25 protein-coding genes are annotated in these 25363 nt (G+C 65.5%); 20 read left to right on the top strand and 5 right to left on the bottom strand.

Annotated elements, in window-relative coordinates:
* Window positions 1–364: 364 nt before the first annotated feature.
* Window positions 365–1129, bottom strand: a complete 765-nt coding sequence (locus AC6LJW_RS00520) for a hypothetical protein (RefSeq protein WP_498086168.1) — start codon at window positions 1127–1129, stop codon at window positions 365–367.
* A 241-nt stretch (window positions 1130–1370) separates the two neighbouring features.
* On the opposite strand from AC6LJW_RS00520, the gene fghA reads away from it, so the two are divergent.
* The 3 genes from fghA to rpoH all read left to right on the top strand — a co-directional run bounded on the left by fghA (window position 1371) and on the right by rpoH (window position 4051).
* The gene (gene fghA, locus AC6LJW_RS00525; protein ID WP_498086169.1) at window positions 1371–2237 is read left to right on the top strand and encodes an S-formylglutathione hydrolase; all 867 of its coding nucleotides are present in this window, start codon (window positions 1371–1373) and stop codon (window positions 2235–2237) included.
* Window positions 2238–2334: 97 nt separating this feature from the next.
* On the top strand, window positions 2335–3024 hold the full coding sequence (locus tag AC6LJW_RS00530; RefSeq protein ID WP_056565553.1) for a hypothetical protein: 690 nt from the start codon (window positions 2335–2337) through the stop codon (window positions 3022–3024).
* A gap of 142 nt (window positions 3025–3166) precedes the next feature.
* Window positions 3167–4051, top strand: coding sequence for an RNA polymerase sigma factor RpoH (gene rpoH, locus AC6LJW_RS00535; RefSeq protein WP_056565550.1), 885 nt, complete (start codon window positions 3167–3169; stop codon window positions 4049–4051).
* Between the two features lie 394 nt (window positions 4052–4445).
* Here rpoH and cpdA read toward each other — a convergent pair whose 3' ends face one another.
* Complete coding sequence (gene cpdA / locus AC6LJW_RS00540) at window positions 4446–5285, bottom strand: 3',5'-cyclic-AMP phosphodiesterase (RefSeq protein WP_056565547.1); 840 nt, start codon at window positions 5283–5285, stop codon at window positions 4446–4448.
* 197 nt (window positions 5286–5482) lie between these two features.
* Between cpdA and AC6LJW_RS00545 the strand changes: the two genes are divergently transcribed.
* Window positions 5483–8224, top strand: a complete 2742-nt coding sequence (locus AC6LJW_RS00545; protein ID WP_498086170.1) for a cation:proton antiporter — start codon at window positions 5483–5485, stop codon at window positions 8222–8224.
* A 93-nt stretch (window positions 8225–8317) separates the two neighbouring features.
* Here the strand turns inward: AC6LJW_RS00545 and AC6LJW_RS00550 are convergent, their stop codons facing one another.
* Entirely contained in the window at window positions 8318–9130 is an 813-nt protein-coding gene (locus AC6LJW_RS00550; RefSeq protein ID WP_056565546.1) for an NUDIX hydrolase, read from the bottom strand.
* A 288-nt stretch (window positions 9131–9418) separates the two neighbouring features.
* On the opposite strand from AC6LJW_RS00550, the gene coxB reads away from it, so the two are divergent.
* The 5 genes from coxB (at window position 9419) to AC6LJW_RS00575 (ending at window position 13590) form a co-directional block, all read left to right on the top strand.
* A complete protein-coding gene (gene coxB, locus AC6LJW_RS00555) occupies window positions 9419–10576 on the top strand; it encodes a cytochrome c oxidase subunit II (RefSeq protein WP_056565543.1) in 1158 nt (385 codons plus the stop codon).
* A 103-nt stretch (window positions 10577–10679) separates the two neighbouring features.
* A complete protein-coding gene (ctaD, locus tag AC6LJW_RS00560; RefSeq protein WP_056565541.1) occupies window positions 10680–12287 on the top strand; it encodes a cytochrome c oxidase subunit I in 1608 nt (535 codons plus the stop codon).
* A gap of 30 nt (window positions 12288–12317) precedes the next feature.
* Window positions 12318–12443 (top strand): cytochrome oxidase small assembly protein, encoded by a 126-nt coding sequence (locus tag AC6LJW_RS00565; RefSeq protein ID WP_217467855.1) that lies wholly within the window; start codon window positions 12318–12320, stop codon window positions 12441–12443.
* 10 nt (window positions 12444–12453) lie between these two features.
* Complete coding sequence (locus AC6LJW_RS00570; protein ID WP_056565538.1) at window positions 12454–12678, top strand: DUF2970 domain-containing protein; 225 nt, start codon at window positions 12454–12456, stop codon at window positions 12676–12678.
* Between the two features lie 36 nt (window positions 12679–12714).
* Window positions 12715–13590 carry a cytochrome c oxidase subunit 3 gene (locus AC6LJW_RS00575; RefSeq protein ID WP_056565536.1) on the top strand — a complete coding sequence of 292 codons (876 nt, stop codon included), beginning with the start codon at window positions 12715–12717 and terminating at the stop codon, window positions 13588–13590.
* Between the two features lie 165 nt (window positions 13591–13755).
* On the opposite strand, the gene AC6LJW_RS00580 is transcribed toward AC6LJW_RS00575, so the two are convergent.
* Window positions 13756–13956 (bottom strand): twin transmembrane helix small protein, encoded by a 201-nt coding sequence (locus tag AC6LJW_RS00580; protein ID WP_056320319.1) that lies wholly within the window; start codon window positions 13954–13956, stop codon window positions 13756–13758.
* A gap of 36 nt (window positions 13957–13992) precedes the next feature.
* Here AC6LJW_RS00580 and AC6LJW_RS00585 point away from each other — a divergent pair, with 36 nt between their 5' ends.
* From AC6LJW_RS00585 to AC6LJW_RS00605, 5 genes are all read left to right on the top strand, one after another.
* Window positions 13993–14796: an SURF1 family protein gene (locus AC6LJW_RS00585; protein ID WP_498086171.1), complete on the top strand. Its 804-nt coding sequence runs from the start codon at window positions 13993–13995 to the stop codon at window positions 14794–14796.
* A gap of 77 nt (window positions 14797–14873) precedes the next feature.
* Window positions 14874–15449, top strand: coding sequence for an SCO family protein (locus AC6LJW_RS00590; RefSeq protein WP_498086221.1), 576 nt, complete (start codon window positions 14874–14876; stop codon window positions 15447–15449).
* Window positions 15450–15470: 21 nt separating this feature from the next.
* Window positions 15471–16508 (top strand): COX15/CtaA family protein, encoded by a 1038-nt coding sequence (locus AC6LJW_RS00595; protein WP_056565528.1) that lies wholly within the window; start codon window positions 15471–15473, stop codon window positions 16506–16508.
* 13 nt (window positions 16509–16521) lie between these two features.
* A complete protein-coding gene (gene cyoE, locus AC6LJW_RS00600) occupies window positions 16522–17415 on the top strand; it encodes a heme o synthase (protein ID WP_063954065.1) in 894 nt (297 codons plus the stop codon).
* 17 nt (window positions 17416–17432) lie between these two features.
* Complete coding sequence (locus AC6LJW_RS00605) at window positions 17433–18038, top strand: SCO family protein (protein ID WP_498086172.1); 606 nt, start codon at window positions 17433–17435, stop codon at window positions 18036–18038.
* Between the two features lie 47 nt (window positions 18039–18085).
* On the opposite strand, the gene AC6LJW_RS00610 is transcribed toward AC6LJW_RS00605, so the two are convergent.
* Window positions 18086–18304, bottom strand: a complete 219-nt coding sequence (locus AC6LJW_RS00610; protein WP_105236951.1) for a DUF3717 domain-containing protein — start codon at window positions 18302–18304, stop codon at window positions 18086–18088.
* 132 nt (window positions 18305–18436) lie between these two features.
* On the opposite strand from AC6LJW_RS00610, the gene AC6LJW_RS00615 reads away from it, so the two are divergent.
* The 6 genes from AC6LJW_RS00615 (at window position 18437) to AC6LJW_RS00640 (ending at window position 25337) form a co-directional block, all read left to right on the top strand.
* The gene (locus AC6LJW_RS00615) at window positions 18437–19132 is read left to right on the top strand and encodes an outer membrane lipoprotein (RefSeq protein WP_498086173.1); all 696 of its coding nucleotides are present in this window, start codon (window positions 18437–18439) and stop codon (window positions 19130–19132) included.
* A gap of 44 nt (window positions 19133–19176) precedes the next feature.
* Window positions 19177–20010: a PhaM family polyhydroxyalkanoate granule multifunctional regulatory protein gene (locus tag AC6LJW_RS00620; protein WP_056565515.1), complete on the top strand. Its 834-nt coding sequence runs from the start codon at window positions 19177–19179 to the stop codon at window positions 20008–20010.
* 69 nt (window positions 20011–20079) lie between these two features.
* The gene (gene glmU / locus AC6LJW_RS00625) at window positions 20080–21453 is read left to right on the top strand and encodes a bifunctional UDP-N-acetylglucosamine diphosphorylase/glucosamine-1-phosphate N-acetyltransferase GlmU (RefSeq protein WP_498086174.1); all 1374 of its coding nucleotides are present in this window, start codon (window positions 20080–20082) and stop codon (window positions 21451–21453) included.
* The gene (locus tag AC6LJW_RS00630; protein WP_235512147.1) at window positions 21450–22838 is read left to right on the top strand and encodes an MFS transporter; all 1389 of its coding nucleotides are present in this window, start codon (window positions 21450–21452) and stop codon (window positions 22836–22838) included. Before glmU ends, AC6LJW_RS00630 begins: the two co-directional genes overlap by 4 nt.
* Before the next feature lie 121 nt (window positions 22839–22959).
* Window positions 22960–24282: a UDP-glucose dehydrogenase family protein gene (locus AC6LJW_RS00635; protein ID WP_056565505.1), complete on the top strand. Its 1323-nt coding sequence runs from the start codon at window positions 22960–22962 to the stop codon at window positions 24280–24282.
* Entirely contained in the window at window positions 24279–25337 is a 1059-nt protein-coding gene (locus AC6LJW_RS00640) for a glycosyltransferase family 4 protein (RefSeq protein ID WP_498086175.1), read from the top strand. Before AC6LJW_RS00635 ends, AC6LJW_RS00640 begins: the two co-directional genes overlap by 4 nt.
* The last annotated feature ends 26 nt before the right edge of the window (window positions 25338–25363 follow it).

The following is a 25363-nucleotide window of genomic DNA, read 5'->3' on the forward strand; positions in this document are numbered from 1 at the left end:
AAAGAGGGTGCGACCCCAATTAAATCAGTGCTCCGTCATAGTGCATGAATATGGGGACGCAGCAACAACCGCGCCGATATTGGCTGTCTTTGGGGCAGGTGGTTTGCCACACTGATCCAAGGGCCTGAAACGGTGCAAACTGATGTTATACGTCCCCATTTAAAAGGGGGTTTTTTCTGTCTGGGATCAACGTCGAGTGTGGCGAAATCGCACGGTATCGGGACGAGGGTTCCGCGACGACACAAGTCAGGGCTCGCGCGTGGGCGCGCAGGTCTCTCGGGTCGACCGAAGTCCTTCTGCTGCAAAGCGGCACAGTGACGCCGGAGGCAGGCAAACAAAACCCGCCGAGATGGCGGGTCGGGGATTAGGAATTGTTGACCGGCGGCGTGGAGGGCGTTGGCGCCGGCGGACTGGACTCGGTGTCTGCGGGCGCCGCGGCGGGCTTCTTGCGCGGGCGTCCACGCTGGCCGGGCGCCACGCGCCGGCTGGCGGTGTGCGCCAGGCTGGCAATGAAGCTGGGGCCGCCCAGCGCCCACTGGCCAGAGACCGCCTGGTCGATGCGCTGGGTTTCCTCGCGCGACAGCCCATCTTGCAGCCGCTTGCGGTAATTGGCCTGCCGGTCGAAAGGCGTGTTGCCGCAAGCCCAGTAATCGGCGTGATCGGATTGCCATTGCGCGGGGGCGGCGCTGGTGTTGCCGGTATGGCTGGACGCGGACGACCACGGCCACGAATCGGGATCCTGCGAGGCGCCGCTGCGAACCGGATACGTCTCCAGCCAGACCAGCGAAGGCAGCACCCACGCGCCGGGTTCCAGCAAGGCGGACCGGTATCGACCCGCGAACACCCGGCCGCCGCGCAGCCGTGCCGCGAGATTGCGGCCCAGCGTCTGCATCAACCGGGGCAGGCCTTCTTCGTCGGCCGGCGTGGCAAGAAGCAGGATGCGGTCGTTGGCGAGGAGCCAGCCGTGCACCGATACCCGGTGCCGCTGGGCCGATTCGCCCAGCCACGTGGCGAGCTGATTCAGGATGTCGGCGGGCGCAGGTTGCGATGGCGCCGCCAATGGCTGAATAAAGTTGGCCTGCACCAGTTGGGGCAGCCCAGGGGCATACAGACGGGGCAGACGGGCCATAGTGTCAGGGCTTGCGTATCAGGAAGAACGGGTTGTCTTCACTCACGGTATATAAATAGTGCCACGATGGGCGCTGGTCAAGTCCCGTGACCACAATCTGAGCGCGGAATCGTATTTTTTTGTGGCGGGCGGTCATTGAGGGGCAGGTTAACATTCGGCGACGGAACGTCGCACCGTGGATTCCCCTAATCCACCGACGTTTTACCCCCCGCTTTCCCCCTCTTTCTACCGGAGCAAGTCAATGGCCGCGTCCCTCGAACTCATCTCGCAGCATCGGTGCTTCGGCGGCACGCAGCGCTTTTACCGTTACGACTCCACCGAGATCGGCCTGCCCATGCGTTTTTCGGTCTATGTGCCGCCGCAGGCCGAGCACGGTCCGGTGCCGGTGCTGTTCTACCTGGCGGGCCTGACCTGCACCGAAGAAACCTTCATGATCAAGGCCGGGGCGCAGCGGCTGGCAGCGGAATTGGGCGTCATGCTGGTGGCGCCCGACACCAGCCCGCGCGGTGCCGGCGTGCCCGGCGAGGAAGAAAGTTGGGACCTGGGCACCGGTGCCGGCTTTTATGTCGACGCCACCACGCCCGCATGGCGCGACCACTACCGCATGTACAGCTACGTCACCCAGGAGCTACACGCCATCGTCACCGGCGGCGCGCTGCCGGGCGACGCCTCGCGGACCGGCATCTTTGGTCACTCCATGGGCGGCCATGGCGCGCTGGTGCTGGCGCTGCGCAACCCCGGCAAATTCCGTTCGGTCTCGGCATTTGCGCCGATCGCGGCGCCCAGCCAATGCCCGTGGGGCAAGAAGGCTTTCGGCGCCTACCTGGGTGCGCAAGCCGAGGATTGGGCGGCCTACGATGCGTCCGCCCTGATGCGCGGATTGCAGCAGCCCTTCCCTGGCGGCATCCTCATTGACCAGGGCGACGCCGACCAATTCCTGGCCGAGCAGTTGTATCCCGAGGTATTTGAGGCCGCCTGCGCCGCCGCCGGACAGCCGCTCACCCTGCGCCGCCAGGCCGGCTACGACCATGGCTATTACTTCATCTCGACGTTCATCGAAGATCACATCCGGTTTCACGTCGAGCGGCTTGGAAAACCGGGCGCCTGAAGACGCGCTTCTATACTGGGAAGCCTGCCGCGGCGGGTGGCGGCTTCCTGCGCCCGCCGCGCTGCACACCGCGGCGGCTTGAATAGGAACGCCTGATTTGATCAACGGAATCGCTCCCTTCGCCTGGATCCTGCTGGGCGCCGTCATCGTTCTCTTGCCCGGCATCGTCATGCTGCTGGGCCGGGGCGGCCCTCGCGACGAGCGCGGTCGCCGCATGTTCCAGTTCCGGCCGATCCGCCGCGCGTGTGGCTTGCTGCTGGTGTGCCTGGGGTGCGTATCGGGCCTGCTCGCGCTGTCGCTGGTGCAGTTCGTTCGCCTGACCACCGACCAGCCGGTCGCCCGCATCGACATCCGCCAACAGGCCGAGGGCCAGTTTCAGGTCAACGCCAACGCCCCGGGCATCGGCGACAAGCAATATGTGCTGTACGGCGACCAATGGCAGATCGACGCCCGTGTCGTGCGCTGGAAACTGCCGGCGCTGATGGCGGGCGTGCCGCCGCTGTACCGGTTGGAGCGCCTGTCGGGCCGCTACAGCGACGCCGCCCGCGAAGCCACGGCCACGCGTTCGGTGCATCCCCTCGATGACTGGCCCGCGCCGGACCTCGGATCCCTGAAGAAAAGTTTTCCGAACTGGTTCCCCTTTGTCGATGTCCAATTTGGCAGCGGCGCCTACATGCCCCTGTTCGACGGGGCCCGCTACCAGGTCTTCATGGACCCGCGCGGCGCGCTTTTCATCCGTCCGGACGGCGAAGCCACCGCCGAAGGGCTGAAGCGCCTGGGATGGTGAAGGGCTCCCGGCGCACCGAATAAATGGGGACGCGCTACAGGAATGAAACTTTGACGCGTCGCAACAGTCGAATTAGCACTCCTATTACTTGAGTGCTAACATCGAATTCATGTCGTTATCTCGCCATCCGGAGACCCCCGCTATGAAGCAACCCAGTACCTCGTTGACCGCCTCCGGCAACGCTCTGGCGTTGGCCATCGCCAATCCGGGCGCTCTCGGTACGATCGACGCTTATATTTCCGCGGTCAACCGCCTGCCGGTGTTGTCCGCGGATCGCGAAACAGAACTCGGCCGCCGCCTGCGCGACCAGGAAGACCTGGGCGCCGCCCGCGAGCTGATTCTTTCGCATCTGCGTCTTGTGGTGTCCGTGGCCCGTCAGTATCTGGGTTACGGCCTGCCCCACGCCGACCTCATCCAGGAAGGCAACGTCGGCCTGATGAAGGCCGTCAAACGTTTCGACCCCGAGCGCGGCGTGCGCCTGGTGTCGTTCGCCGTGCACTGGATCAAGGCCGAAATCCACGAATACATCATCCGCAACTGGCGGCTGGTCAAGGTGGCCACGACCAAGGCGCAGCGCAAGCTGTTCTTCAACCTGCGCAGCATGCGTCCCGACGGCCAGACCCTGGACCCGGATCAGGTCGACCACATCGCTCGCGAGCTGAACGTGCGCCACGAAGACGTGAGCGAAATGGAAGTCCGCATGTCCGGCCGCGACATGTCGCTGGAAAACCAGGACGATGACGACGACAGCTACGCGCCGATCGCCTACCTGTCCGACGAGGGCCGCCAGGAACCCACGCGCGTGCTGGAGCGCGCCGCGCGCGATCATCTGCAAAGCGCCGGCCTGACCACTGCGCTCGAAGCGCTGGATCCGCGCTCGCGCCGCATCGTCGAAGCCCGCTGGCTGCAGGACGACGGCGGCGCCACGCTGCACGAGCTTGCGCAAGAGTTCGGCGTGTCGGCCGAACGCATCCGCCAGATCGAAGCGGCGGCGCTCAAGAAGATGCGCGGCAACCTCGCTTCGTGATTTCTGCTCCGCGCACGAAAAAGGCCGCATATTGCGGCCTTTTTCTTTGGCGCATGACATCCGCGCTTCTTGCAGCGGGTATCCCTGGCGGCAGGTGGCCAATAAATTGATACAAATTCGGGGCAAATTTTCTGCGTTCGCAGAAACTTAATGAGGAAGGCGCCGCCTAACTTCATGTAGACCGCGAACTTCGGTTAGCAGTCTTGTCATCCGTCTCGGCTTCTCCTCTTTCCCCTCCCCTATGAGACGGATGCTTGCGGGGCACCTAGCATATCGGTGCCCCGTTTTTTATGCGCGCTCGGAACGCAGCGCCCATCTAAAACGCAGCCTCCATATATAAAACGCAGCCCCATTTGGAACGCAGCGCGCATATCGCACGCAGCCCCCAAACAGATCAAGCTGCGCGCGCGCTGTCTGGCGCTTGCAGCGCGGTGTGCCACAGCGCGTCCTGCACGCGGCGCACGCCGGTTGCCATCGACCCATCCTGATACAGCTTGATCCACCGGTAGCCCGGCGCCATGTTGTCGACGATGTGCTTGCCGTCGCGGATGCTGAACTGAAAGCACGTTGACGGCGTGGCCAGCATGCGCAGATTGTGGCGGCGGCGGTCGAACTCGTGGTGCACATGGCCCCACAGCAGCACGCGCACCTGCGGAAACCGCGCCAGCAGCTTGAAGAGCGCCTGCGGGTTGTCGATCATCATCGAGTCATGCCAGTGGCTGTCGATCTGCATCGGGTTGTGATGCATCGCCACCAGCGTGTGGCGGTTGGGCGCCTGGGCCAGCGCCGCTTCCAGCATGTCGAGTTCGCTGTTGCACAGATGGCCTGCGTTCGATCCGGGCACCGTCGTGTCCAGCGTGACGATGCGCCATGCGCCCACGTCCGTCACCGGCATCGACCAGTCGGACAATTCCTGGCGCAGAACGGACGGTTGATCGTGGTTGCCCGGCAGGCAGCGGATGGTCGCGCGATCCAGCGCGGCCGATTCGGACAGGATGCGCGCAAAGCGCTGGTAGCCTGCGGCCTCGCCATCCTGCGACAGGTCGCCCGTGGCGAGCAGCAGGTCGGGATGCTTGCCGTCGGCCTCGATCTGGCGCAGTACGGCGCGCAGGCTCGCGTCGGTATTGACGCCCAGCATCGACGTTTCGGGCTCGCCGAAAAGATGGCTATCGGTCAACTGGACGAGCATCGCGGGCGCGTCGTGGCGCCGGGTCAAGGTGTGGATGCGTGCCACGTGCCGCTCCTGCAAAAGTTCGCGTGATGCCACATTACCCAAAAAACATGGCGCGGCACGTATCGCAAGCGTCCATTGGGGTAACGAAACGTGCATTCTCCACGATTCCCGTCACGTCCCGCCCGCGAGCGCCGGAAAAAAGCCGCTATTCTTGTGGAACTTCTCATACGCACTACGATCGGGACGCGGCGCTACCCATGGATGTTGGTTTTCTCGTATTTGGTCTTGCGGGCCTGCTCACGCTGGTCTGCTTCATGCCGCCCCTGGCCGGCCGCGTCAAGCTGCCTTATTCGGTGCTGCTCGCTATCGTTGGCTGTCTGCTCGGGATCGTCATTCACGTGCACGGCTGGGCGCCCGCCTGGATCGGCGACTTTCTCGATTCGCTGGAGCGCTTTGAGATCTCGTCAGAGACCTTCCTGATGGTGTTCCTGCCGGTGCTGCTCTTTGAGACGGCACTGTCGATGAACGTGCGGCGGCTGATGGACGACATCGGTCCGATCCTGATGATGGCCATCGTGGCCGTGGTTGTCTGCACCGTCGTGGTCGGCGTAACGCTGGACGCCATCTCGCCCTACGGGCTGGTGGTGTGCCTGCTGCTCGGCGCCATTGTGGCCACGACCGATCCGGTGGCGGTGGTCGGCATCTTTCGCGAAGTGGGCGCGCCCAAGCGACTGACCACGCTGGTCGAGGGCGAAAGCCTGTTCAACGACGCGGCGTCCATCGCGCTGTATTCCGTGCTGCTGGCGGTGCTGAGCGGGAAGGGCGAGCTGTCCGTCAGCGGCATCTTCAACGACTTCATCGTGCACTTCATCGGCGGCGGCGTGGCCGGCTTTGCGATGGGGCGCCTGGCCTGTTTCCTGTTTGCCTGGCTGCGCGGCTTTCCCACGGCCGAGATCACGCTGACCCTGACGCTGGCCTATCTGTCCTTCTTCATTTCCGAGCACTACCTGAATGTCTCGGGCGTGGTCGCCACCGTGATCGCGGGTCTCGTGGTGGGGTCCACCGGCCGCACGCGCATGTCCCCCACCACCTTCGAGCATCTGTCCAGCGCGTGGGAGCAGTTTGGCTTCTGGGCCAATTCCCTCATCTTCCTGTTTGCCGCCATGCTGATCCCCAAGCTGATGGCCGCGGCCGATTGGCAGGAACTGGTGCTGGTGGGCGTGGTGTTCGTCGTGACGCTGGTGGCGCGCGGGATCGTGGTGTTCGGACTGCTGCCGTTGTTGGGCCTGACGCGGTTGGGCACCAAGGTCAGCAATCCCTACAAGGTGGTGATGCTGTGGGGCGGACTGCGCGGCGCCGTGTCGCTGGCGCTGGCGCTAGCGGTGACCGAACAGACCGGCGTGCCCGAAGAGGCGCGCCAGTTCATTGCCGTAGCCACGACCGGGTTCGTGCTGATGACCTTGTTCGTCAACGGCATCAGCTTGCGGCCGCTGATCCGGATGCTCGGGCTGAACCAGCTGTCGCCCGTGGAGCGCACCATCCGCAACCAGGTGCTGGCCGTGGCGCTGGAAGACCTGCAGGGCAAGACCGAGGAAGTCGCCAAGGCCGAGCATATCGGCAACGAAGTGCGCGACCGCATCCGTGCGGTGTTCGACGCCAGCCTGGCCAGCGTGCACGACGGCCGGGTCAGCCAGATGACCGACGAGCAGCGCGTGGCCGTTGGCTTGGCCATCGTGGCGCAGCGCGAAGAGGAAATGTTCTTCGACATCCTGAAGGCGCAGATCGTGGACTGGCGCATGGCCGAAACGCTGCTGGCGCGGGCCGAGCGGCTGGAAGACGCGATCCGGCTGGGCGGCGTGGAGGGCTTCGAGCGCGCCATTGCCGCCGACGTCCGCTATTCGACGGGCTTCCGGCTGGCGCTGCGGCTGCATTACGTATTCGGATTTCAAGGCTGGCTGGCGCGCGAGCTTGGCCAACGCTTTGCCAACCTGATGAGCAAGCGGTCGGTCGCGCAGCGCTTGATCGGCTTTGCCCGCGAACAGATCACGCCGCTGCTTGGCGAAGAGGCCACGCAGCGCATCGTGTCTCTGCATCAGCGCCGCCTGGACCTGATCGAAAACGCCATGCAGGCGCTGAACCTGCAATATCCGTCGTACGCCCAATGGCTGCAGGAAAGCTATCTGGGCCGAGTAGCCCGCGAGCTCGAACGCATCCGCTACCGCGACATGCTTGAGCAGTTCCTGATCAGCGGCGAAGTCTATGCCGACCTGACCGAGCAACTGAAAAGCCGCTGGGCGCACATCGACAAGCATCCGCCGCTGGACATCGAAATGAGCGCGGCCGAACTCATCAAGCGCGTGCCGCTCTTTGAAGGCCTGTCGCCCGATTCGCTGCGTGCCATCAGCAAGCTGCTCAAGCCGCGCCTGGCCCTGCCGGACCAGCGGGTCCTCACCAAGGGGCGGCACGGCGAGGAGATGTGCTTTGTGGCATCAGGCGCGGTGGCGGTCCATCTGCCCGACAACACCATGATCGAACTGGGCAGCGGCGAGTTCTTTGGCGAGCTGGGCCTGCTGGGCGAAGAGCAACTGACGCCGGACGTGACGTCGCTGGGGTACAGCAAGCTTTTGATGCTGTCTTCGCGCGACTTCCATGCGCTGCTGGCCCGCGACGAAAACCTGCGCGACCGCATCCAGGTGGTGGCCAAACAGCGGTTGCGCGCGATTGAAGTCTGGAAGCAGTTTTCGCAGGCCTCCGCGGCGGCGGCGGCCACGCCCGCGCCGGTCGCAGGACCTAGTCCGGCGCAGGCGGCCGAAGCCGCAGAAGCGGCGGGCGCCGGCGGTCCGCCGCAAGCCGAGGATCTGCGGGCGGCGCGTGAGCTGCGCGGCGAGCCTGCGGACGGCGATGATGTGTCGGGCGCCGCTGCGTCGGGCGCCGACGCGTCGGGCCCGGCCGCGCCAAGCGGTCCCGTGCTGGGAGCGCCGGAACCGGCGTCCCGTTAGACGTAGTCTGCCGGGGGCGCCATCGCGCGCGTGCCGGCAAATGTCATTGGAAGTGGCTGGGCCCGCCCCGCGGGCACAGCCCGGTTCAGCGATTCAGATCGAGATGTCGCCGGCGGCCTGGCGCCGCATGATGTCCTCGACCAGCACGAGGGCGGCTTCCAGCGTGAACTCGCCTTCGGCGATATGGTGCAAGGCCGTCGCGATGTCGACGGTCGCGATTTCCATGACCTCGCCATCACGGTTGGCGGGCCGCGCGTCAGGCGCCAGGATGCACGTGCTGGTCAGCACGTCTTCAACTTGATAGCCCTCGGGCAGCCGGCGGTGGATGCGCAGGATCGTGCGCAGCGGCGTGCGGCGCGCAAGGTCGGGTTCGTCCAGGCCAGCTTCTTCGCCGCATTCGCGCACCAGCGCCAGTTCCAAGTCCTCGCCCCTTCCCGCCAGTCCGCCGACCAGTGTGTCCCACATACCGGGATCGGTTGACTTGCTGAGCGAGCGCCGGGCGACCCACAGCTTGCCGTCGGGCGTCCACGCGTTCAGATGCACGGCCTTGGTCAACAGACCCAGCGGCCGTACGGCCGCGCGTTCGATGACGCCCAGCGCCTCGTCGCCATCCAGAACGTCCAGCAATTCATCGCGCCAGCCGCGCAGGCAGTTGGCTTGGCGCAACAGTTCCGCGGCCTGTTCCAGCACGGTGTTCAGCGCATTGCCGGGGGCAAGGCCCTCGCCGATGCGAAGTGCGGCGTCGTCCGCGCGCATTTGCGGCGCATCGCGCAGCGCGTCGCAGGCCGCGTGCGTGGCCCAGCCGCAGCGGCGCCCCGCTATATATAGAGCGCGCGCGCCTTCCGGGGCGGGCTCCTGCGCGCGGGCGCACAGGGCGGCATACAAATCGGGCAACTGCTTTTGCATTGTGGCGCCAAGGAGATGAGGTTGCTGGCGATTTTAAGCCACCCGGTTTACGGCCCGCAGTCAAGGGGCGAGCGCACATGGGGGCGGGCCGCATGAATTCAAGAGCACTAAATTACATCTGTTTGCGCGTCCGCTATAATCCGCCAGTTTCTTTGTGATTTCGAGAGGGAACGACAGGGCCGCTCTATCTCCCTGCATCGCCCTGCCATCTAATAATTGCGTGTTGCCCGTATTCCGGTGACTTCCGCCACCAGCAAATGGGCCTTCGCGCCGTATTTCGAGGTAAGCATGAAGAAGTGGAGAGGGATACTGGGGGCTTGTGCGATGCTGATTGGCGGCGTGGCCGGTGCCCAGGTGCAAAACATGCCCGGCGGTCCGAAGGTCAATCAGCTGAACCTGCATGAAGGCGTCACCGCGATTTCGCGCGACATCATGTGGCTGCATTGGTTGCTGCTCACGATCTGTATTGTGATTTTCATCGGCGTCTTCGGAGTGATGTTCTACTCCATCTGGGCGCACCGGAAGTCCCGCGGCCACAAGGCGGCGACCTTCCACGAACACCTGGGCGTCGAAGTCGCCTGGACCGTCATCCCCTTCATCATCGTCATCGCCATGGCGCTGCCGGCCACCAAGACGGTCGTCGCCATGAAGGACACTTCCAGCGCGGATCTGACCGTCAAGGTCACCGGCTATCAATGGAAGTGGGGCTACGAATATCTGGACGGCTCGGCCGCCGGCATCAAGTTCCTCTCCACGCTTTCCACGCCGCGCGCTCAGATCGAGAACCGCGAGCCCAAGGGCGAGTTCTATCTGATGGAAGTGGACAACCACCTGGTCGTCCCCGCCAACAAGAAGGTCCGCATCGTCCTCACGGCAGCCGACGTCATCCACTCGTGGATGGTTCCGGACTTCGGCGTGAAGCAGGACGCCATCCCCGGCTTCCTGCGTGACACCTGGTTCAACGCCGAAAAGCCTGGCATCTATCGCGGCCAGTGCGCGGAACTGTGCGGCAAGGACCACGCCTTCATGCCCATCGTCGTGGAAGTCCTGGCGCAGCCCGACTACGATAAGTGGGTTGAAGACCAAAAGAAGAAGATGGCGGCAAACGCCGACGATCCCAATAAAGAGTGGACGGAAGCTGAACTGGTTGCCCGCGGCGAAAAGGTCTTCGCGGCGAATTGCGTGGCCTGCCACCAGGCCAACGGCAAGGGCATTCCCGGTTCCTTCCCGCCGCTCGACGGAGACAAGGTTGTTCTGGGCCCCAAGGGGGAGCAGATCAACACCGTGCTGAAGGGCAAGCCCGGCACCGCCATGGCGGCGTTTGGCGGGCAGCTCAACGATGTCGAGATCGCAGCGGTCATCAGCTATACGCGCCATGCCTGGAGCAATGCCGGCAAGGGGCAGGACCCGACGGTTCTTCCGAAGGACATCACGCCCGCGCGCTGATTGCGCGCGCGCCGTTCCTTCACCGTAGAACCGGTTCCGTTTAGTCAGAGATACCCTGCCGCCCCGTTGGACGGGGCTGGCACTCAGCAGGAAGGAGTCCATCATGAGCAGCGTCACTGTAGACCACGTGTCGCCGGGCCACGGCCACGGTCACGATGACCACCACCACGGCGTGCCCACGGGCTGGCGCCGCTGGCTTTTTGCCACGAACCACAAAGACATCGGGACGATGTATCTCATCTTCTCGTTCGTCATGCTTCTTGAGGGCGGCACGCTGGCCCTCCTGCTGCGCACCGAGCTGTTCGAGCCCGGCCTGCAGTTCTTCCGCCCCGAGCTGTTCAACCAGTTCACCACGATGCACGGCCTGATCATGGTGTTCGGCGCCATCATGCCGGCCTTCGTGGGCTTCGCGAACTGGATGATCCCGATGCAGATCGGCGCGTCGGACATGGCGTTCGCGCGGATGAACAACTTCAGCTTCTGGCTGCTGCCGGTTGCCGCGATCATGCTGACCGCCTCGTTCTTCGTGCCGGGCGGCGCCACCGCCGCGGGCTGGACGCTGTACGCGCCGCTGTCGCTGCAGATGGGCCCCGGCATGGACCTGGCCATCTTCGCCATTCACATCATGGGCGCGTCGTCCATCATGGGCGCGATCAACATCATCGTGACCATCCTGAACATGCGGGCACCCGGCCTGACGCTGATGAAGATGCCGCTGTTCTGCTGGACCTGGCTGATCACCGCGTTCCTGCTGCTGGCCGTGATGCCGGTGCTGGCTGCCGCCATCACCATGGTGCTGACCGACCGCCACTTCGGCACGGGCTTCTTCAATGCCGCCGCCGGCGGTGACCCGGTCCTGTACCAGCACGTGTTCTGGTTCTTCGGGCACCCCGAGGTCTACATCATGATCTTGCCGGCGTTCGGTATCGTGTCGGCCATCGTGCCCGCGTTCGCCCGCAAGAAGCTCTTCGGCTACGCCTCGATGGTGTACGCCACCGCCTCCATCGCCGTGCTGTCGTTCATCGTGTGGGCGCACCACATGTTTACGACGGGCATGCCGGTGACCGGCCAGCTCTACTTCATGTACGCCACGATGCTCATCTCCATCCCGACCGGGGTGAAGGTGTTCAACTGGGTCGCGACGATGTGGCGCGGGTCCATGACGTTCGAGACGCCGATGCTGTTCTCCATCGGCTTCATCTTCGTGTTCACGATGGGCGGCTTCACCGGCCTGATCCTGTCGGTGGCGCCCATCGACATCCAGGTCCACGACACCTATTACGTGGTGGCTCACTTCCACTACGTGCTGGTGGCCGGCTCGCTGTTCGCGCTGTTTGCCGGCGCCTATTACTGGGTGCCGAAGTGGACGGGCCGCATGTACAGCGAAAAGCTGGGCAAGCTGCACTTCTGGTCCACGCTGATCTCGTTCAACGTGACCTTCTTCCCGATGCACTTCCTGGGTCTGGCCGGCATGCCTCGCCGCTACGCCGACTATGCCGCGCAATTCACGACGTTCCATCAGCTCGCCACCATCGGCGCGTTCTGGTTCGGCCTGTCGCAGCTGATTTTCCTGTGGGCGATCGTGCGCTGCTACATGGGCAAGGGCGAACCGGCCCCGGCCAAGCCGTGGGAAGGCGCCGAAGGACTGGAATGGACGGTGCCGTCGCCCGCGCCGTTCCATACCTTCGAAACGCCGCCCGAAGTGAAGTAAATCCCTATCCATGTTTCAGGTAGCACAGCAATGACACCCGAGCAGCGCCGCCGTAACAAGATCGCAGGACTGGTTCTTCTGGTTTTTGTCGTTGCTGTGTTTGCCTGGACGGTGATCCGCGGTTCGGCCTTGCTGACCGGCAAGGCCGTCGGCTAGAGGCCTGGTCATGAGCGACGACCTTCGCGAAACGTCTCAGCGCAAGCTGAGTTTCCTTCAGACGATGAAGGCGGTGGCGTGGGGGTTCTTCGGCGTGCGCAAGGGCGCGGGCTACCGTGAGGACAGCGCCAAGCTCAATCCGGTCCACGTCATCGTGGCCGGGCTGCTGGCAGCGGCAATCTTTGTGACTGTGCTGGTTTTAATTGTTCGTTGGGCCGTTTCCAGCCTGACTTGAATTACCTAAATCTAAATCTGTACCAGGGAGAAAGCCATGAGTGCAAGCCACTCGGTTCAAGGTAAAGAGGCACCGTACTACTTTGTCCCCGCCGACTCGGGCCATCCCGTGCGCATGGCCGTGGCACTGCTCTTCATGGGCCTGGGGGCCGCGGCCTGGGTCAACGGCGTGGACTGGGGCAAGTGGTCCGTGCTGGTGGGGTTCATCGGCGTCATCATCGTCATGTATTACTGGTTTGGCGACGCCATCCACGAATCCGAGACGGGCCTGAACAGCAAGCGCATCGACGGTTCGTACCGCTGGAGCATGAGCTGGTTCATCTTCTCCGAGGTGATGTTCTTCGCAGCGTTCTTTGGCGCGCTCTGGTACACGCGCACGATCACGACGCCGTGGCTGGGCGACATCGATCACCGCCTGATGCTGTGGCCGGACTTCCAGGCAGCGTGGCCGAACTTCGGCCCGGCTGGCGTGGTGGAACCCTTCCAGACCGTGGGCCCCTTCTGGCTGCCCACGATCAACACGGCCCTGCTGCTGAGCTCCGGCGTCACGCTGACCATCGCCCACCATGCGCTGCGTGAAAACCACCGCGGCAAGACGAAGTTCTGGCTGGCGGCCACCGTCATCCTGGGCTTTGTCTTCGTGGCCTGTCAGGCGTTTGAGTACATCCACGCCTACCAGGACCTGAACCTCAAGTTCAACTCGGGCGCGTACGGGTCGCTGTTCTACATGCTGACCGGCTTTCACGGGTTCCACGTGATCCTGGGCGCCACGATGCTCACGGTCATCCTGATTCGCCTGATCCGAGGCCATTTCACGGCGGACCATCACTTCGGCTTCGAAGGCGCGGCCTGGTATTGGCACTTTGTCGACGTGGTGTGGCTGGGCCTTTACCTGTTCGTGTATTGGTTCTAACTGCGTGGTTCAAGCTGTGGCCGGCGGCGCCGGCTGCGGCAGCGGCACGGGAAAGCGCGAAGGGATGACCGGGCGGCAAGCCGGCGTCCGTCGCGCTTTCGGGCCATCTGGCGGGACGCGCCAGCGGGCGCGGCGCAGGGTCCGGGGAACCGGGACCCGCGCAGCCTATCTAAAACCGGTGCTTTCGATCCAGCCCATGTAATGGGCGAACAGCACGAACAGGAACAGGGCGACCGACAGGCCGATGCGGACCGTCAGCGCGTTGACCGTGCGGTTGGTGGTACCTTTGTCCCGCATCAGGTAGACCAGGGCGGATGCCAGGCTGGCCAGTATCCCGATGAAGGCCAGAACGACGAAAACGCGCATTGTGGTCTCCCGACTATTCAGATTTAGCAACGACAGATGTCCCGACCGCATTCCACCCGCTACACGGTAGCCGCCTTACTGCTGCTTGGCCTGACCGTGATGGTTCTGGTGTCGCTGGGGCAATGGCAATTGCGCCGCAGCGATGAGCGACGCGCCATTCTGGCCGCGATCGAAGCGGGCCGCAAGCAAGCGCCGCTGATGCTGACGCCGTCCACGCCGCCCGCCGACATGACGGCGTGGCGCGTGGCACAGGCAAGCGGCACGTGGCTGCCGCAATTCAGTGTACTGCTGGACAATCGCAACCATGACGGCCGGCCGGGCTACTGGCTGGCCACGCCGCTGTTGCTGGATGCGGCCACGAATCGCGCGGTGCTGGTGCTGCGGGGCTGGCTGCCGCGCGTCATCCAGGGCCAGGGCGAACCGCAACTGCCGGCCACGCCCGAGGGCGTGCAGACCGTGCAAGGCGAGTTGTCCGTTCGCGTGCCGCGCATGTTCGAGCTGTGGTCGCTGAGCGGCACGGAAACCTCCACCCTGCCCGCCACCGGCAGCGCCGCGGTGCCGCAGGTGCAGAATCTGCCGCTGGACGCCTATGCCCGCGCGACCGGCCTGAATCTTTTGCCCACGGTGCTGAGCCAGGGCGGCCAGGTCGACGACGGCCTGGTGCGCGACTGGCCCCAGCCCTCTGTCGATTTCCAGCAGAACACGTCGTACGCGGTACAGTGGTTCGCTTTTGGCGCGATTGCCGCCATTGCATGGCTGGTGGTGCTGGGGGGCGCCATCCGCCGCTCACGCCAGCGCGTGGACCAGCAGGCCCAGGCGCGCATGCGTGCGCGCAGATGACCAACGCTATTCCAGGATAAAAAGTGGCTCGCGACATTCCAACCAACAAGCCTGCAGTCAAGCGTTCGCTGACACCCATGGTGCTGGTGTTCCTGTGCTCGCTGGCGCCTATCGTCGCGGCGTTCGTGGTCTACATGAACCCGCAGTGGTGGCCCAGCGATTCCAGCAATTACGGTACGCTGCTGTCGCCGCAGCGGCCCATGCCCGCGGCGACGGAACTGCGCCTGACCACGCTGGACGGCAAGCCCTTCGATCTGGAAAGCCTGAAGGGCAAATGGCTGCTGGTGGCCGCCGACGGCGCGGCCTGCCCCGAAAGCTGCGCGCGCAAGCTTTTCATCACGCGCAACAGCCACGCCAGCCAGGGCAAGAACGTGGATCGCCTGGCGCGCGTCTGGTTCATCACGGACGATGCCGTGGTGCCGGACAAGGTGCTGGAGGCCTACAAGGGCACGGTGATGGTGCGCGTGGATCCGGATCAGCTGGCGCGGTTCCTCTTGGCGCGCGATACGGCCGCCGGCCAGCCCGGCCTGCAGGATCCGATCTGGGTGATCGATCCGCTGGGCAACCTGATGATGCAGTATCCCGCCGAGGCGGATGGCGTGCGGGTGCGCAAGGACATCAGCAAGCTCGTCTATAACTCGCGCATTGGTTGAATGTAGGTTTTTGATTTGAATATGGAACGCATCAAAGCGCGTTATCGCAAGCTCGTCTTCTTTACCTGGTTCCTGACGCTGGACCTCATCATGTTCGGCGCCTTCGTGCGCCTGACGGATTCCGGCCTGGGCTGTCCGGACTGGCCCGGCTGCTACGGCAGCGTCACGCCGATCGGCGCGATGGGCGACATCCATGAGGCCTCGCAGGCCATGCCCTTCGGGCCGGTGACGCTGTCCAAGGCCTGGATCGAGATGATCCACCGCTATGTCGGCGCCATCCTGGGCATGCTCATCATCGGCATCGTCTACATGGCGTGGCGTTATCGCCGCGAACTGGGCCGTTCGCCCGCGCTGGCCATCACGACGCTGGTCGCCGTGTGCGTGCAGGGCGCGTTCGGCGCCTGGACCGTGACCCACAAGCTCATGCCCGCCGTCGTGACCGCGCACCTGGTCTTCGGCCTGTCGGTGCTGGCGCTGATGACCTGGCTGTCTTCGCGCGAGCGTCCGCACCTGCCGGTAAGCGCCCAGGCGGCGCGCTGGAAACCCTGGGTGGCGGTCGGCTTCGGGTTGCTGCTGGTGCAGGTGACGTTAGGCGGCTGGGTCAGCACCAACTATGCGGCGCTGGCCTGCATGGACTTTCCCACCTGCCACGGGCAATGGGTGCCGGAAATGGACTTCCATGGCGGCTATTCCGTAATCCGGGGCCTGGGCGAACTGCCTTCCGGCGAAATGATCTCGCAGCCCGCGCTGACGGCGATCCACTGGGTGCACCGCAACTTCGCCTTCGTGGTGTTCGTCTATCTAGGCATTCTGGCGTGGCGGCTGCGCGCGGCCGAGCCCGGCCTGCGCGGCCCGGCCACGCTGATGCTGGCCCTCTTGGCCGCTCAGCTCTTCACGGGACTGACCACCATCTTCTTCCAGTGGCCGCTGCTGATCGCCGTCCTGCACAATGGGGGCGCCGCTGGCCTGACGCTGGCGGCGGTGGTATTGATGGTGCGGCTGGCGTCGGCCGGCCGCGAGCCGGTGGGGCGGTACGACCCCAATTTGGTGCGCGTTTAAAATGAGGTCCACTATGACCAGTCTTGCCGCTCCTCAATCCGGATTGCTCCGCCAGTACCTCGTTCTCACCAAGCCGCGCGTTACGCAGCTGGCGGTGTTTTGCGCCGTGATCGGCATGTTCCTCGCGGCGCCCGGCATCCCCGACATGCGCCGTGTGCTGTTTGGCACGATCGGCATCTGGCTGCTGGCCGCCGCCGCTTTCGCCATCAACTGCCTGATCGAACAGGAAGTCGACGCCCGCATGCTGCGCACCGCGCGCCGGGCCACGGCGCGCGGCACCATTTCCGCCTTCCAGGTGCTGAGCCTGTCCGGTCTGCTGGGCGGCGCGGGCATGTTCGTGCTGTACCACATGGTCAACCCGCTCACCATGTGGCTGACGTTCGCCACGTTCGTGGGCTACGCCATCATCTACACCATCATCCTCAAGCCGCGCACGCCGCAGAACATCGTGATCGGCGGCCTGTCGGGCGCGATGCCGCCCGCGCTGGGCTGGGCTGCGGTCGCGGACTCGGTGCCGGCCGAAGCCTGGGTGCTGGTCCTCATCATCTTCATCTGGACGCCACCGCACTTCTGGGCGCTGGCGCTCTACCGCAATCACGATTACGCCAAGGCCGGCCTGCCCATGCTGCCGGTGACGCACGGCAACCAGTTCACCCGCCTGCACATCCTGTTGTATAGCCTGGCGCTGATGGCGACCACGCTGTTGCCCTACGCCATCCGCATGAGCGGCGAACTCTACCTGCTGTCGGCCCTGGTGCTGGGCGGCATGTTCGTGTCGTACGCCTGGCGGCTTTACCGCGCGTATAGCGACGAGCTGGCCCGCAGCATGTTCCGTTTTTCCATTCTCTACCTGGCGCTGCTGTTTGGCGCGCTGCTGGTGGACCACTGGGTCGGCCTGCTGCGCTGATCCCCTGGAGGTTGTTGATGTCCGTGTTTTCCGCCAGCCGCCGGCTGGCCCTGCGACTGGGCGCAGCTGCTGCTGTCGCCGCCGCCCTGGCTGCCTGCGGCGATAGCAAACCCGTTTTCAAGGGCAGCGACATCAGTGGCACGCAACTGGGCCGCGCCATGGAGCTGCCCGATCACAACGGCAAGATGCGCCAGCTGTCGGACTTTTCCGGCAAGGTCGTGGTCGTGTTCTTCGGTTTCACGCAGTGTCCAGACGTGTGCCCCACGTCGCTGGCCGAACTGACCGAAGTCATGAAGAAGCTGGGTCCGGACGCCGATCGCGTGCAGGTGCTGCTGATCTCGGTGGACCCGGAGCGCGATACGCCCGAGGTCCTCAAGCAGTACGTCACGGCATTCGACCCGCGATTCCTGGGGCTGACCGGCACGCCCGACCAGGTGAAGAAGGCGGCGGCGTCGTTCAAGGCGTACTACGCCAAGGCGCCCACCAAGGACGGCAACTACACGATGGACCACACGGCCGCGTTCTACCTGCTGGACGGCAAGGGCGAATCGCGCGTGCTGGCCAACAACAATGTCGGGGTCGATGCCCTGACGCATGACATCCAGGCGCTGCTGAAGGGATAACTGCGGGGATAGCTGCGGGGTTGATGCGACATTGGCCGCCAGCCTGCTCAGACCTTTGCAGCCGCCCACGCGGCCAGCGCGGCGCGCGCTTTTTCGCCGAGTTCCGTGGCGGCGATTTCGCGCTGATGGCTGATGATCATCAGCGCGTAGGGGGTGGCCAACGCGGCTGCCTCGGGGCACAGGCGCGACTCTTCTCCCACCGAGGGCGACGTGTTGCGCCAGTAGTTGATTGCCTGTTCCAGTTGGGTCAGCGTGATCGAATCCATGGGCCTATTGTCCACGAATGCCCCACCCTGTCCACCCTCCATCTGCCCTGCAATGAAGGGTCACCATCGCAACATGCCGAAACCGCGCGCGGGTGCTATACCACTGCCGGTTAGTTACGATGGAGCATCGTCATGAATACTTCGACCTCTTCCGCGCCGCCGCGCCGCGGCTTGCATCCGCTGCTTGCCGCCGCGGCGATCGCCGTCATCGTCATGTGCTCGGTGGGCGTGGCCGCCGTGCTGGGCTGGCTGCCGTCGCCGTCGGCCAATCCGCACGCGGAGGCCGCCGTCGCCGAGGCCGGGCCCGAGGACGCCAACCTGGCGCCGGCGCCGGCAGCTGAACCCGCCACCGCCATGAACACGGCCGCAAACACCGCGCCGCCGGGCGCGGGCAGGCCCGCCGGTCAGATGCATCAGGCGCAGCAATCGCAGCCCGCTCAGGCGCCCCGCCCGGCGGCGGCGCCCGCGCAGCCCGCCTGCGCGACCTGCGGCGTGGTCCAGACCATCCGCCAGGTGCAGGTGCCCACCAAGGACGACAGCAACCATCTGGTCGGCACCATCGCCGGCGGCGTGGCTGGCGGCGTTGTGGGTAATCAGTTTGGCGGAGGCAACGGCAAGACGGCGCTGACGGTGCTGGGCGCGGTCGGCGGTGCTTTGGCAGGCCGTGAAGTTGAGCGTAATATCAGACAGCAACAAACAGTGACGCACTATGAGCTCACAGTGCGCATGAATGACGGCAGCACGCGCCAGTTCCGCAGCGCGCAGCCGTTCGCGTTCGCCTCCGGCGACCACGTGCGCGTGGAGAACAATCAACTGCTGCCCGGGTGAGCCCGGCCGCCGGCAGCAAGCACCCGACTATGGAGAGACCTGGAATGAGCGACCAATACAACAACCCGTTCGTCCTGCCCGGCATGGGCCAGAGCTCTGATCTGTCGGGCAATCCGCTGCTGGCCAGCATGGAGATGATGCGCCAGGCGTGGGCCGGGTTGACCGGACCCGGCGGCCTCGCCAGCAGCCTGCCCATGGCGCCGCCGATGAATCTTGAAGACCTGGACCGCCGCATCGCCGAGCTCCGCTCGGTGGAAAACTGGCTGCGCATGAATCTCAGCATGCTCTCCAGCACCATCCAGGGCATGGAGGTGCAGCGCTCCACCATCAGCACCTTGCGCGCCTTCGTGGACAGCGCATCGCGCATGGATATGGGCGCAAGCCAGGACGGCGCCGCGCCGTCGCCGCTGGAAGTCGCGCTGGGGTTGAAGCCCGCTGCGAAGCCGGCAGGGTCTGCGCCGTCCAGCAGCGCGACCGCTGCCAAGGAAAAGGAAAACGCCGGCGCGCAGTCCGGCATCAACCCGGAAGGCACGGGCGCATCCGCCGGCGCGGGACCCGAATCGGCCGCCGCCATGAGCGAGCAGATGGGCGCCGCGGCGCAGTCGGCTTCCAAGGCATGGTGGGACCTGCTGCAACAGCAGTTCAATCAGATCGCCGCCGCCACCGCCGCGTCCATGCCCGCCGGCACGCCGGAGGCACCGGGTGCTGCCGGCGCCGCAAAGGCCAAGGCCGAGCCCGCGAGTCCCAAGGCGTCGGCCGAGCCGCGCGCCACGACCGGAAAGCCGTCCGCCAAACCCGCCGCCGCGCGCAAGCCGGCCGCCACCAAGCGCACGGCCAAGACCACCAAGAAAAACGGGCCTGCCGACGGCAAGCCCTGAACCCATCCTTCAATCGACACGCGGGTCGGCCGCAAGGCCGCCCGCCCGTCTCTCAACCTACTGGAACTTATGCTTAATGTTGTGATTCTTGCCGCCGGACTGGGTAAACGTATGCAGTCCGACCTTCCCAAAGTGCTGCACACGCTGGCCGGCAAACCCATGCTGTCGCACGTGCTGGACAGCGCGCGCCAGTTGAAGCCCGCGCGCATCATCGTGGTGGTCGGCCATGGCGCCGATCGCGTCAAGCAGGCGTTCGAAGGCCAACCCGACCTGCATTTCGTGTTGCAGCAACCGCAACAGGGCACGGGTCACGCCGTGCAACAGGCCGTGCCGCTGCTGCTGGAAGGCGATGGCAAGGACGATGTCACGCTGGTGCTGTACGGCGACGTGCCGCTGGTGCAGCCGGAAACGCTGCAGCGTTTGCTGGAAGCACGCGGCCAGGGCGCCGCCGTGCTGACCGAAGTGCTGGCCGATTCCACCGGCTATGGCCGCATCGTGCGCGACGCCAACGGCAACGTGTGCCGCATCGTCGAACACAAGGACGCTTCGGAAGCCGAGCGCGAGATCAAGGAAGTGAACACCGGCATCCTCAGCGCGCCGACCGCCAAGCTGAAGAACTGGCTGACCCGCATCGACAACAACAACGCCCAGGGCGAGTACTACCTGACCGACGTGGTTGGGCTGGCCGTGGTCGACGAAGTGCCCGTGGGCGCGGCCCAGCCGGGCGCTGGATGGGAAACGCTGGGCGTGAACAGCCGCGTGCAGCAGGCCGAACTGGAGCGCCGCTGGCAAGCCGAGCAGGCCCGCCGCCAGCTCGAAGCCGGCGTGACGCTGGCCGACCCCGCCCGCTTTGACGTGCGCGGCACGCTTACCTGCGGCCGCGACGTGTTCATCGACGTGGGCTGCGTCTTCGAAGGCCAGGTGTCGCTGGCCGACGGCGTGCGCGTGGGCCCGCATTGCGTGCTGCGCGATGTCAGCGTTGGCGCTGGCACGCAGATCGAAGCCTTCAGCCACCTGCAGCAGGCCGAAGTGGGCCGCGATGCACGCGTGGGTCCCTACGCCCGCCTGCGTCCCGGCGCCGAATTGGGCGACCGCAGCCACGTCGGCAACTTCGTCGAGATCAAGAAAAGCGTGCTGGGCGCGGACAGCAAGGCGAACCACCTTGCCTACATCGGCGATGCGGATATCGGCGCGCGCGTGAACGTGGGCGCGGGCACCATCACCTGCAACTACGACGGCGTCAACAAGCACCGCACCGTCATCGAAGACGACGCCTTCATCGGCTCGGACACGCAGCTTGTCGCGCCCGTGCGCGTCGGCCGCGGCGCCACGCTGGGCGCCGGCACCACCCTCACGCGCGACGCACCGGCCGACAAGCTGACGGTGTCGCGTCCCAAGCAGATCACCGTTGACGGATGGCAACGCCCGGTAAAGAAGTCGTGACGCAGGAACAGGAGGCGGCTGCGGGGGGCGGGGCCAAGCCCGCGCCGCCCGACGGCTTGCCGGCGCCGCGCCGGTACTGGGCGGCGGCCACCGTGATGACGGGCATCAGCCTGTCGGTGCTGGACACCACCATCGCCAACGTGGCGCTGCCCACGATCGCCAAGGATCTCGACGCCCTGCCCGCGCAGGCGGTCTGGATCGTCAACGCTTACAACCTGGCCGTCGTGATGGCGCTCTTGCCGCTGTCCGCGCTGGCCGAGCGCATCGGCTTTCGCCGCATGTTCACGTTCGGGCTGGTGCTGTTCACGCTGGCCTCGCTGGGCTGCGCGCTGGCCGGCACGTTGTGGCAGTTGACCGCCGCGCGCGTGTTCCAGGGGCTGGGCGCCGCCACGCTCATGTGCATGTTCGGTGGCCTGGTGCGCAACATCTATCCGCTCAAGATGTTGGGGCGGGGCATCAGCATCAACGCCACCACGGTGGCAGTGATGTCGGTGCTTGGCCCCACCATCGGCTCGGCGATCCTGTCCGTGGCGCCTTGGCCGTGGATCTTTGCCGTCAACCTGCCGATCTGCGCGCTTGCCATGTTCGGCCTGCGTCATCTGCCCGAAGTGCCCCGCAACAACGTCAAGCTGGATTGGGTCAGCGCGCTGCTCTGCATGGCAACGCTGGGCGTGTTCATCTCCGGCGTGGACATGATGGGCGAGGACCTGCTGCGCGGCATCGGCCTGGTCGCGATCTCGGCGGTGGCGGGTCTGGTGCTGGTGCGGCGCGCCAGCCAGCAGACCGCGCCGCTGGTGCCGGTGGACCTGCTGCGCATCCGGCCGCTGGCGTTTGCGGTGGGCGCGTCGGCCTGCACCTTTGCCGCGCAGATGGCTTCCTATGTGTCGCTGCCGTTTTACTTCCAGCAGGTGCTTGGCCGGCCTTATCTGGAAGTGGGCCTGCTGATGGGCGCGTGGCCGGTCGGTACGGCCATCATCGCGCCGCTGGCCGGACGTCTGTCCGACCGCTATTCCGCCGCCACGCTCAGCGGCATTGGCGCGGCCACGATGGTTGCGGGCATGCTCTGGCTGGCGCTCTTGCCGTCCACGGTGTCGAACTGGCCCGTCATCGCCGGCATGTTCGTGGCCGGCGTGGGCTTCGGCTTTTTCCAGACGCCGAACAACCGCGCGCTGCTGTCTGCCGCGCCCCGGCTGCGCAGCGGTGCGGCTGGCGGCCTGCAGGCCACGACGCGGGTTTTCGGGCAGAGCTTCGGCACCGCGCTGGTGGCCATCGCCTTCAGCGTCAGCGCGGCCCACGGACCAGGGCTGGCTCTTGTCCTGGGCACGGTGTGCGCGGCGCTGGCCGTGGTGGTCAACACCGTCCGCTTCAACAAACTGCGGGCCTAGGGGCCGCTACTGCCGCTTGAAACCCGCTCGGACCCCCGGGCGCGGGCCGCTTCTATAATGGCGGCCGGCGCCCGGTTTCACTTTCCGGGCGCAAAGATTACCTATTTGAAGGCGCACAGGCATGAAAATCACGGTCGTGGGTACCGGTTACGTAGGATTGGTGTCGGGAGCGTGCCTGGCCGACATGGGCAACGATGTCATGTGCCTGGACGTGGACGCGGCCAAGATCGCGCTGCTGCGCCAGGGCGGCATCCCCATTTACGAGCCGGGCCTCGAAGACCTGGTGCGCCGCAACGTACAGGCCGGGCGCCTGCACTTCACCGATGACGTCGCGCAGAGCGTGGCATTCGGCGATGTCCAGTTCATCGCGGTGGGCACCCCGCCTGGCGAAGACGGTTCGGCCGACCTCAAGTACGTGCTGGCGGCCGCGCAGAACATCGCGCGCCACATGACCTCGCGCAAGCTGATCGTGGACAAGTCCACGGTGCCGGTCGGCACGGCCGACAAGGTACGCGCCGCGGTCGCCAAGGAACTGGCCGAGCGCGGTGTGGATCTGCCGTTCACGGTGGCGTCCAATCCGGAATTCCTGAAGGAAGGCGCGGCCATCAACGACTTCATGAGTCCGGACCGCGTCATCGTCGGCGCGGACGACGACTACACGATCGGCGTCATGCGCCGCATCTACGAGCCCTTCCAGCGCACGCACGACCGCCTGATGGTGATGGACGTGCGCTCCGCCGAGCTGACCAAGTACGCCGCCAACGCCATGCTGGCCACGCGCATCTCGTTCATGAACGAAATGGCGAACCTGGCCGAAGTGCTGGGCGCCGACGTCGAACAGGTGCGCCGCGGCATTGGCGCGGATCCGCGCATCGGCTATCACTTCCTGTATCCCGGCGCGGGCTACGGCGGCTCGTGCTTTCCTAAGGACGTGCAAGCCCTCGCCAACACCGCGTCCGAACACGGCCTGCCGATGCGCGTCATCGAGGCCGCCGAAGCCGCGAACCACGCGCAGAAGTTCCGCCTTTCCGAAAAGCTGGTCGCGCGCTTTGGCGAAGACCTGAGCGGCCGCAAGATCGCGTTGTGGGGCCTGTCCTTCAAGCCCAACACCGACGACATGCGCGAGGCGCCCAGCCTGACCGTCATCGCCGAACTCACGCGCCGCGGCGCCGAAGTGCGCGCCTACGATCCCGTGGCCATGCACGAAGCCGGCCGCGTGCTGGCCGGCCATCAAGGCGTCAGCTTCGCCACCGACATGTACGACGCGCTGGACGGCGCGGACGCGCTGCTCATCGCCACCGAATGGAAGGTCTTCCGCGCGCCCGACTTCGATCGCGTCAAGGCGCTGCTCAAGACGCCGCTCATCATCGATGGCCGCAATCTGTACACGCCGGCCGACGTGCGCGGCCTGGGCTTTGAATACTCGGGCATCGGCCGCGCATGAGGATCCTGCAACTGAACTTCGAAAAAGGCTGGCGCGGCGGCGAACGCCAGACGCTGTACTGCATGCGCGCCTTCCGCAAGGCGGGCCATGACGTCGAAGTGATGTGCCGTGAAGGCGCGCCGCTGGCCGAGCGCGCCCGCCAGGAAGGATTTGTCGCCCACACCGTGCGCAACGTGCCCGGACAGCTTGCGTTTCTGGCCGGCGCCGGCCGCTACGACATCATCCACGCGCAGACCGCCAACACCATCACGTGGGCCGTGCTGACCAAATGGCTGCACCGCCGGCCGGTGGTGTTCTCGCGCCGCACGTCGTTCGTGGTCAAGCCGGGCGACGAATGGAAGACCGGCTACAAGTGGCGCCACACGGATCTGTTTGTTGCCATCAGCGAGATGGCCGCGGGCGAGCCGCGCCGCCTGGGCATCGAACCCGTCATCATCCGCAGCGCGGTCGAACCCCATCAGATCAACGCCGAGAACGTCGCCAACCTGGTGCGCGAGTTCGACCTTCAGGGCAAGAAGGTCATGGCGACCTCCGCGGCCCTGATCCGCGACAAGGACCCGGTCACGCTCGTGCGCGCCGTCGGTGAACTGGCCAAGACGCGCCGCGACTTCGTTTTCCTGCATTTCGGCGCCGGCGGCGATCGCGAACAGCAGGCCAAGGACGAGGCCCGCAAGCTGGGCATCGAAGACGTCTACCGCTTTGCCGGCTTTAGGAAGGGCGTGGAAGACTTCTACAGCATCCTCGATGTCTTCGTCATGAGCTCCGAGGAAGAAGCGCTGGGCAGCAGCGTGCTGGACGCCTTCCTGCAACGCGTGCCGGTCGTCTCCACCGACGCCGGTGGCCTGAAGGAAAGCCTGGCCGACGGCCGCGGCGTGCTATGCGCCGTGGGTGATCATCAGGCGATGGCGGCCGGCATGGCGCGTTGCCTGGATGACGCGGGGTTTCGTCATGAGGTCACCGAGCGCGCGTATGAGTACGTGCGCAATGAGCATGACGTGCAGAAGATGGGGAATCGCTATCTGGCGCAGTTTGAGCGGTTGGTGGGTCGCAAGTAAACCGCCTCTGCGGCTGCTCTAAAGCC

It is taken from the genome of Achromobacter sp. 1012554356, from assembly GCF_059760815.1.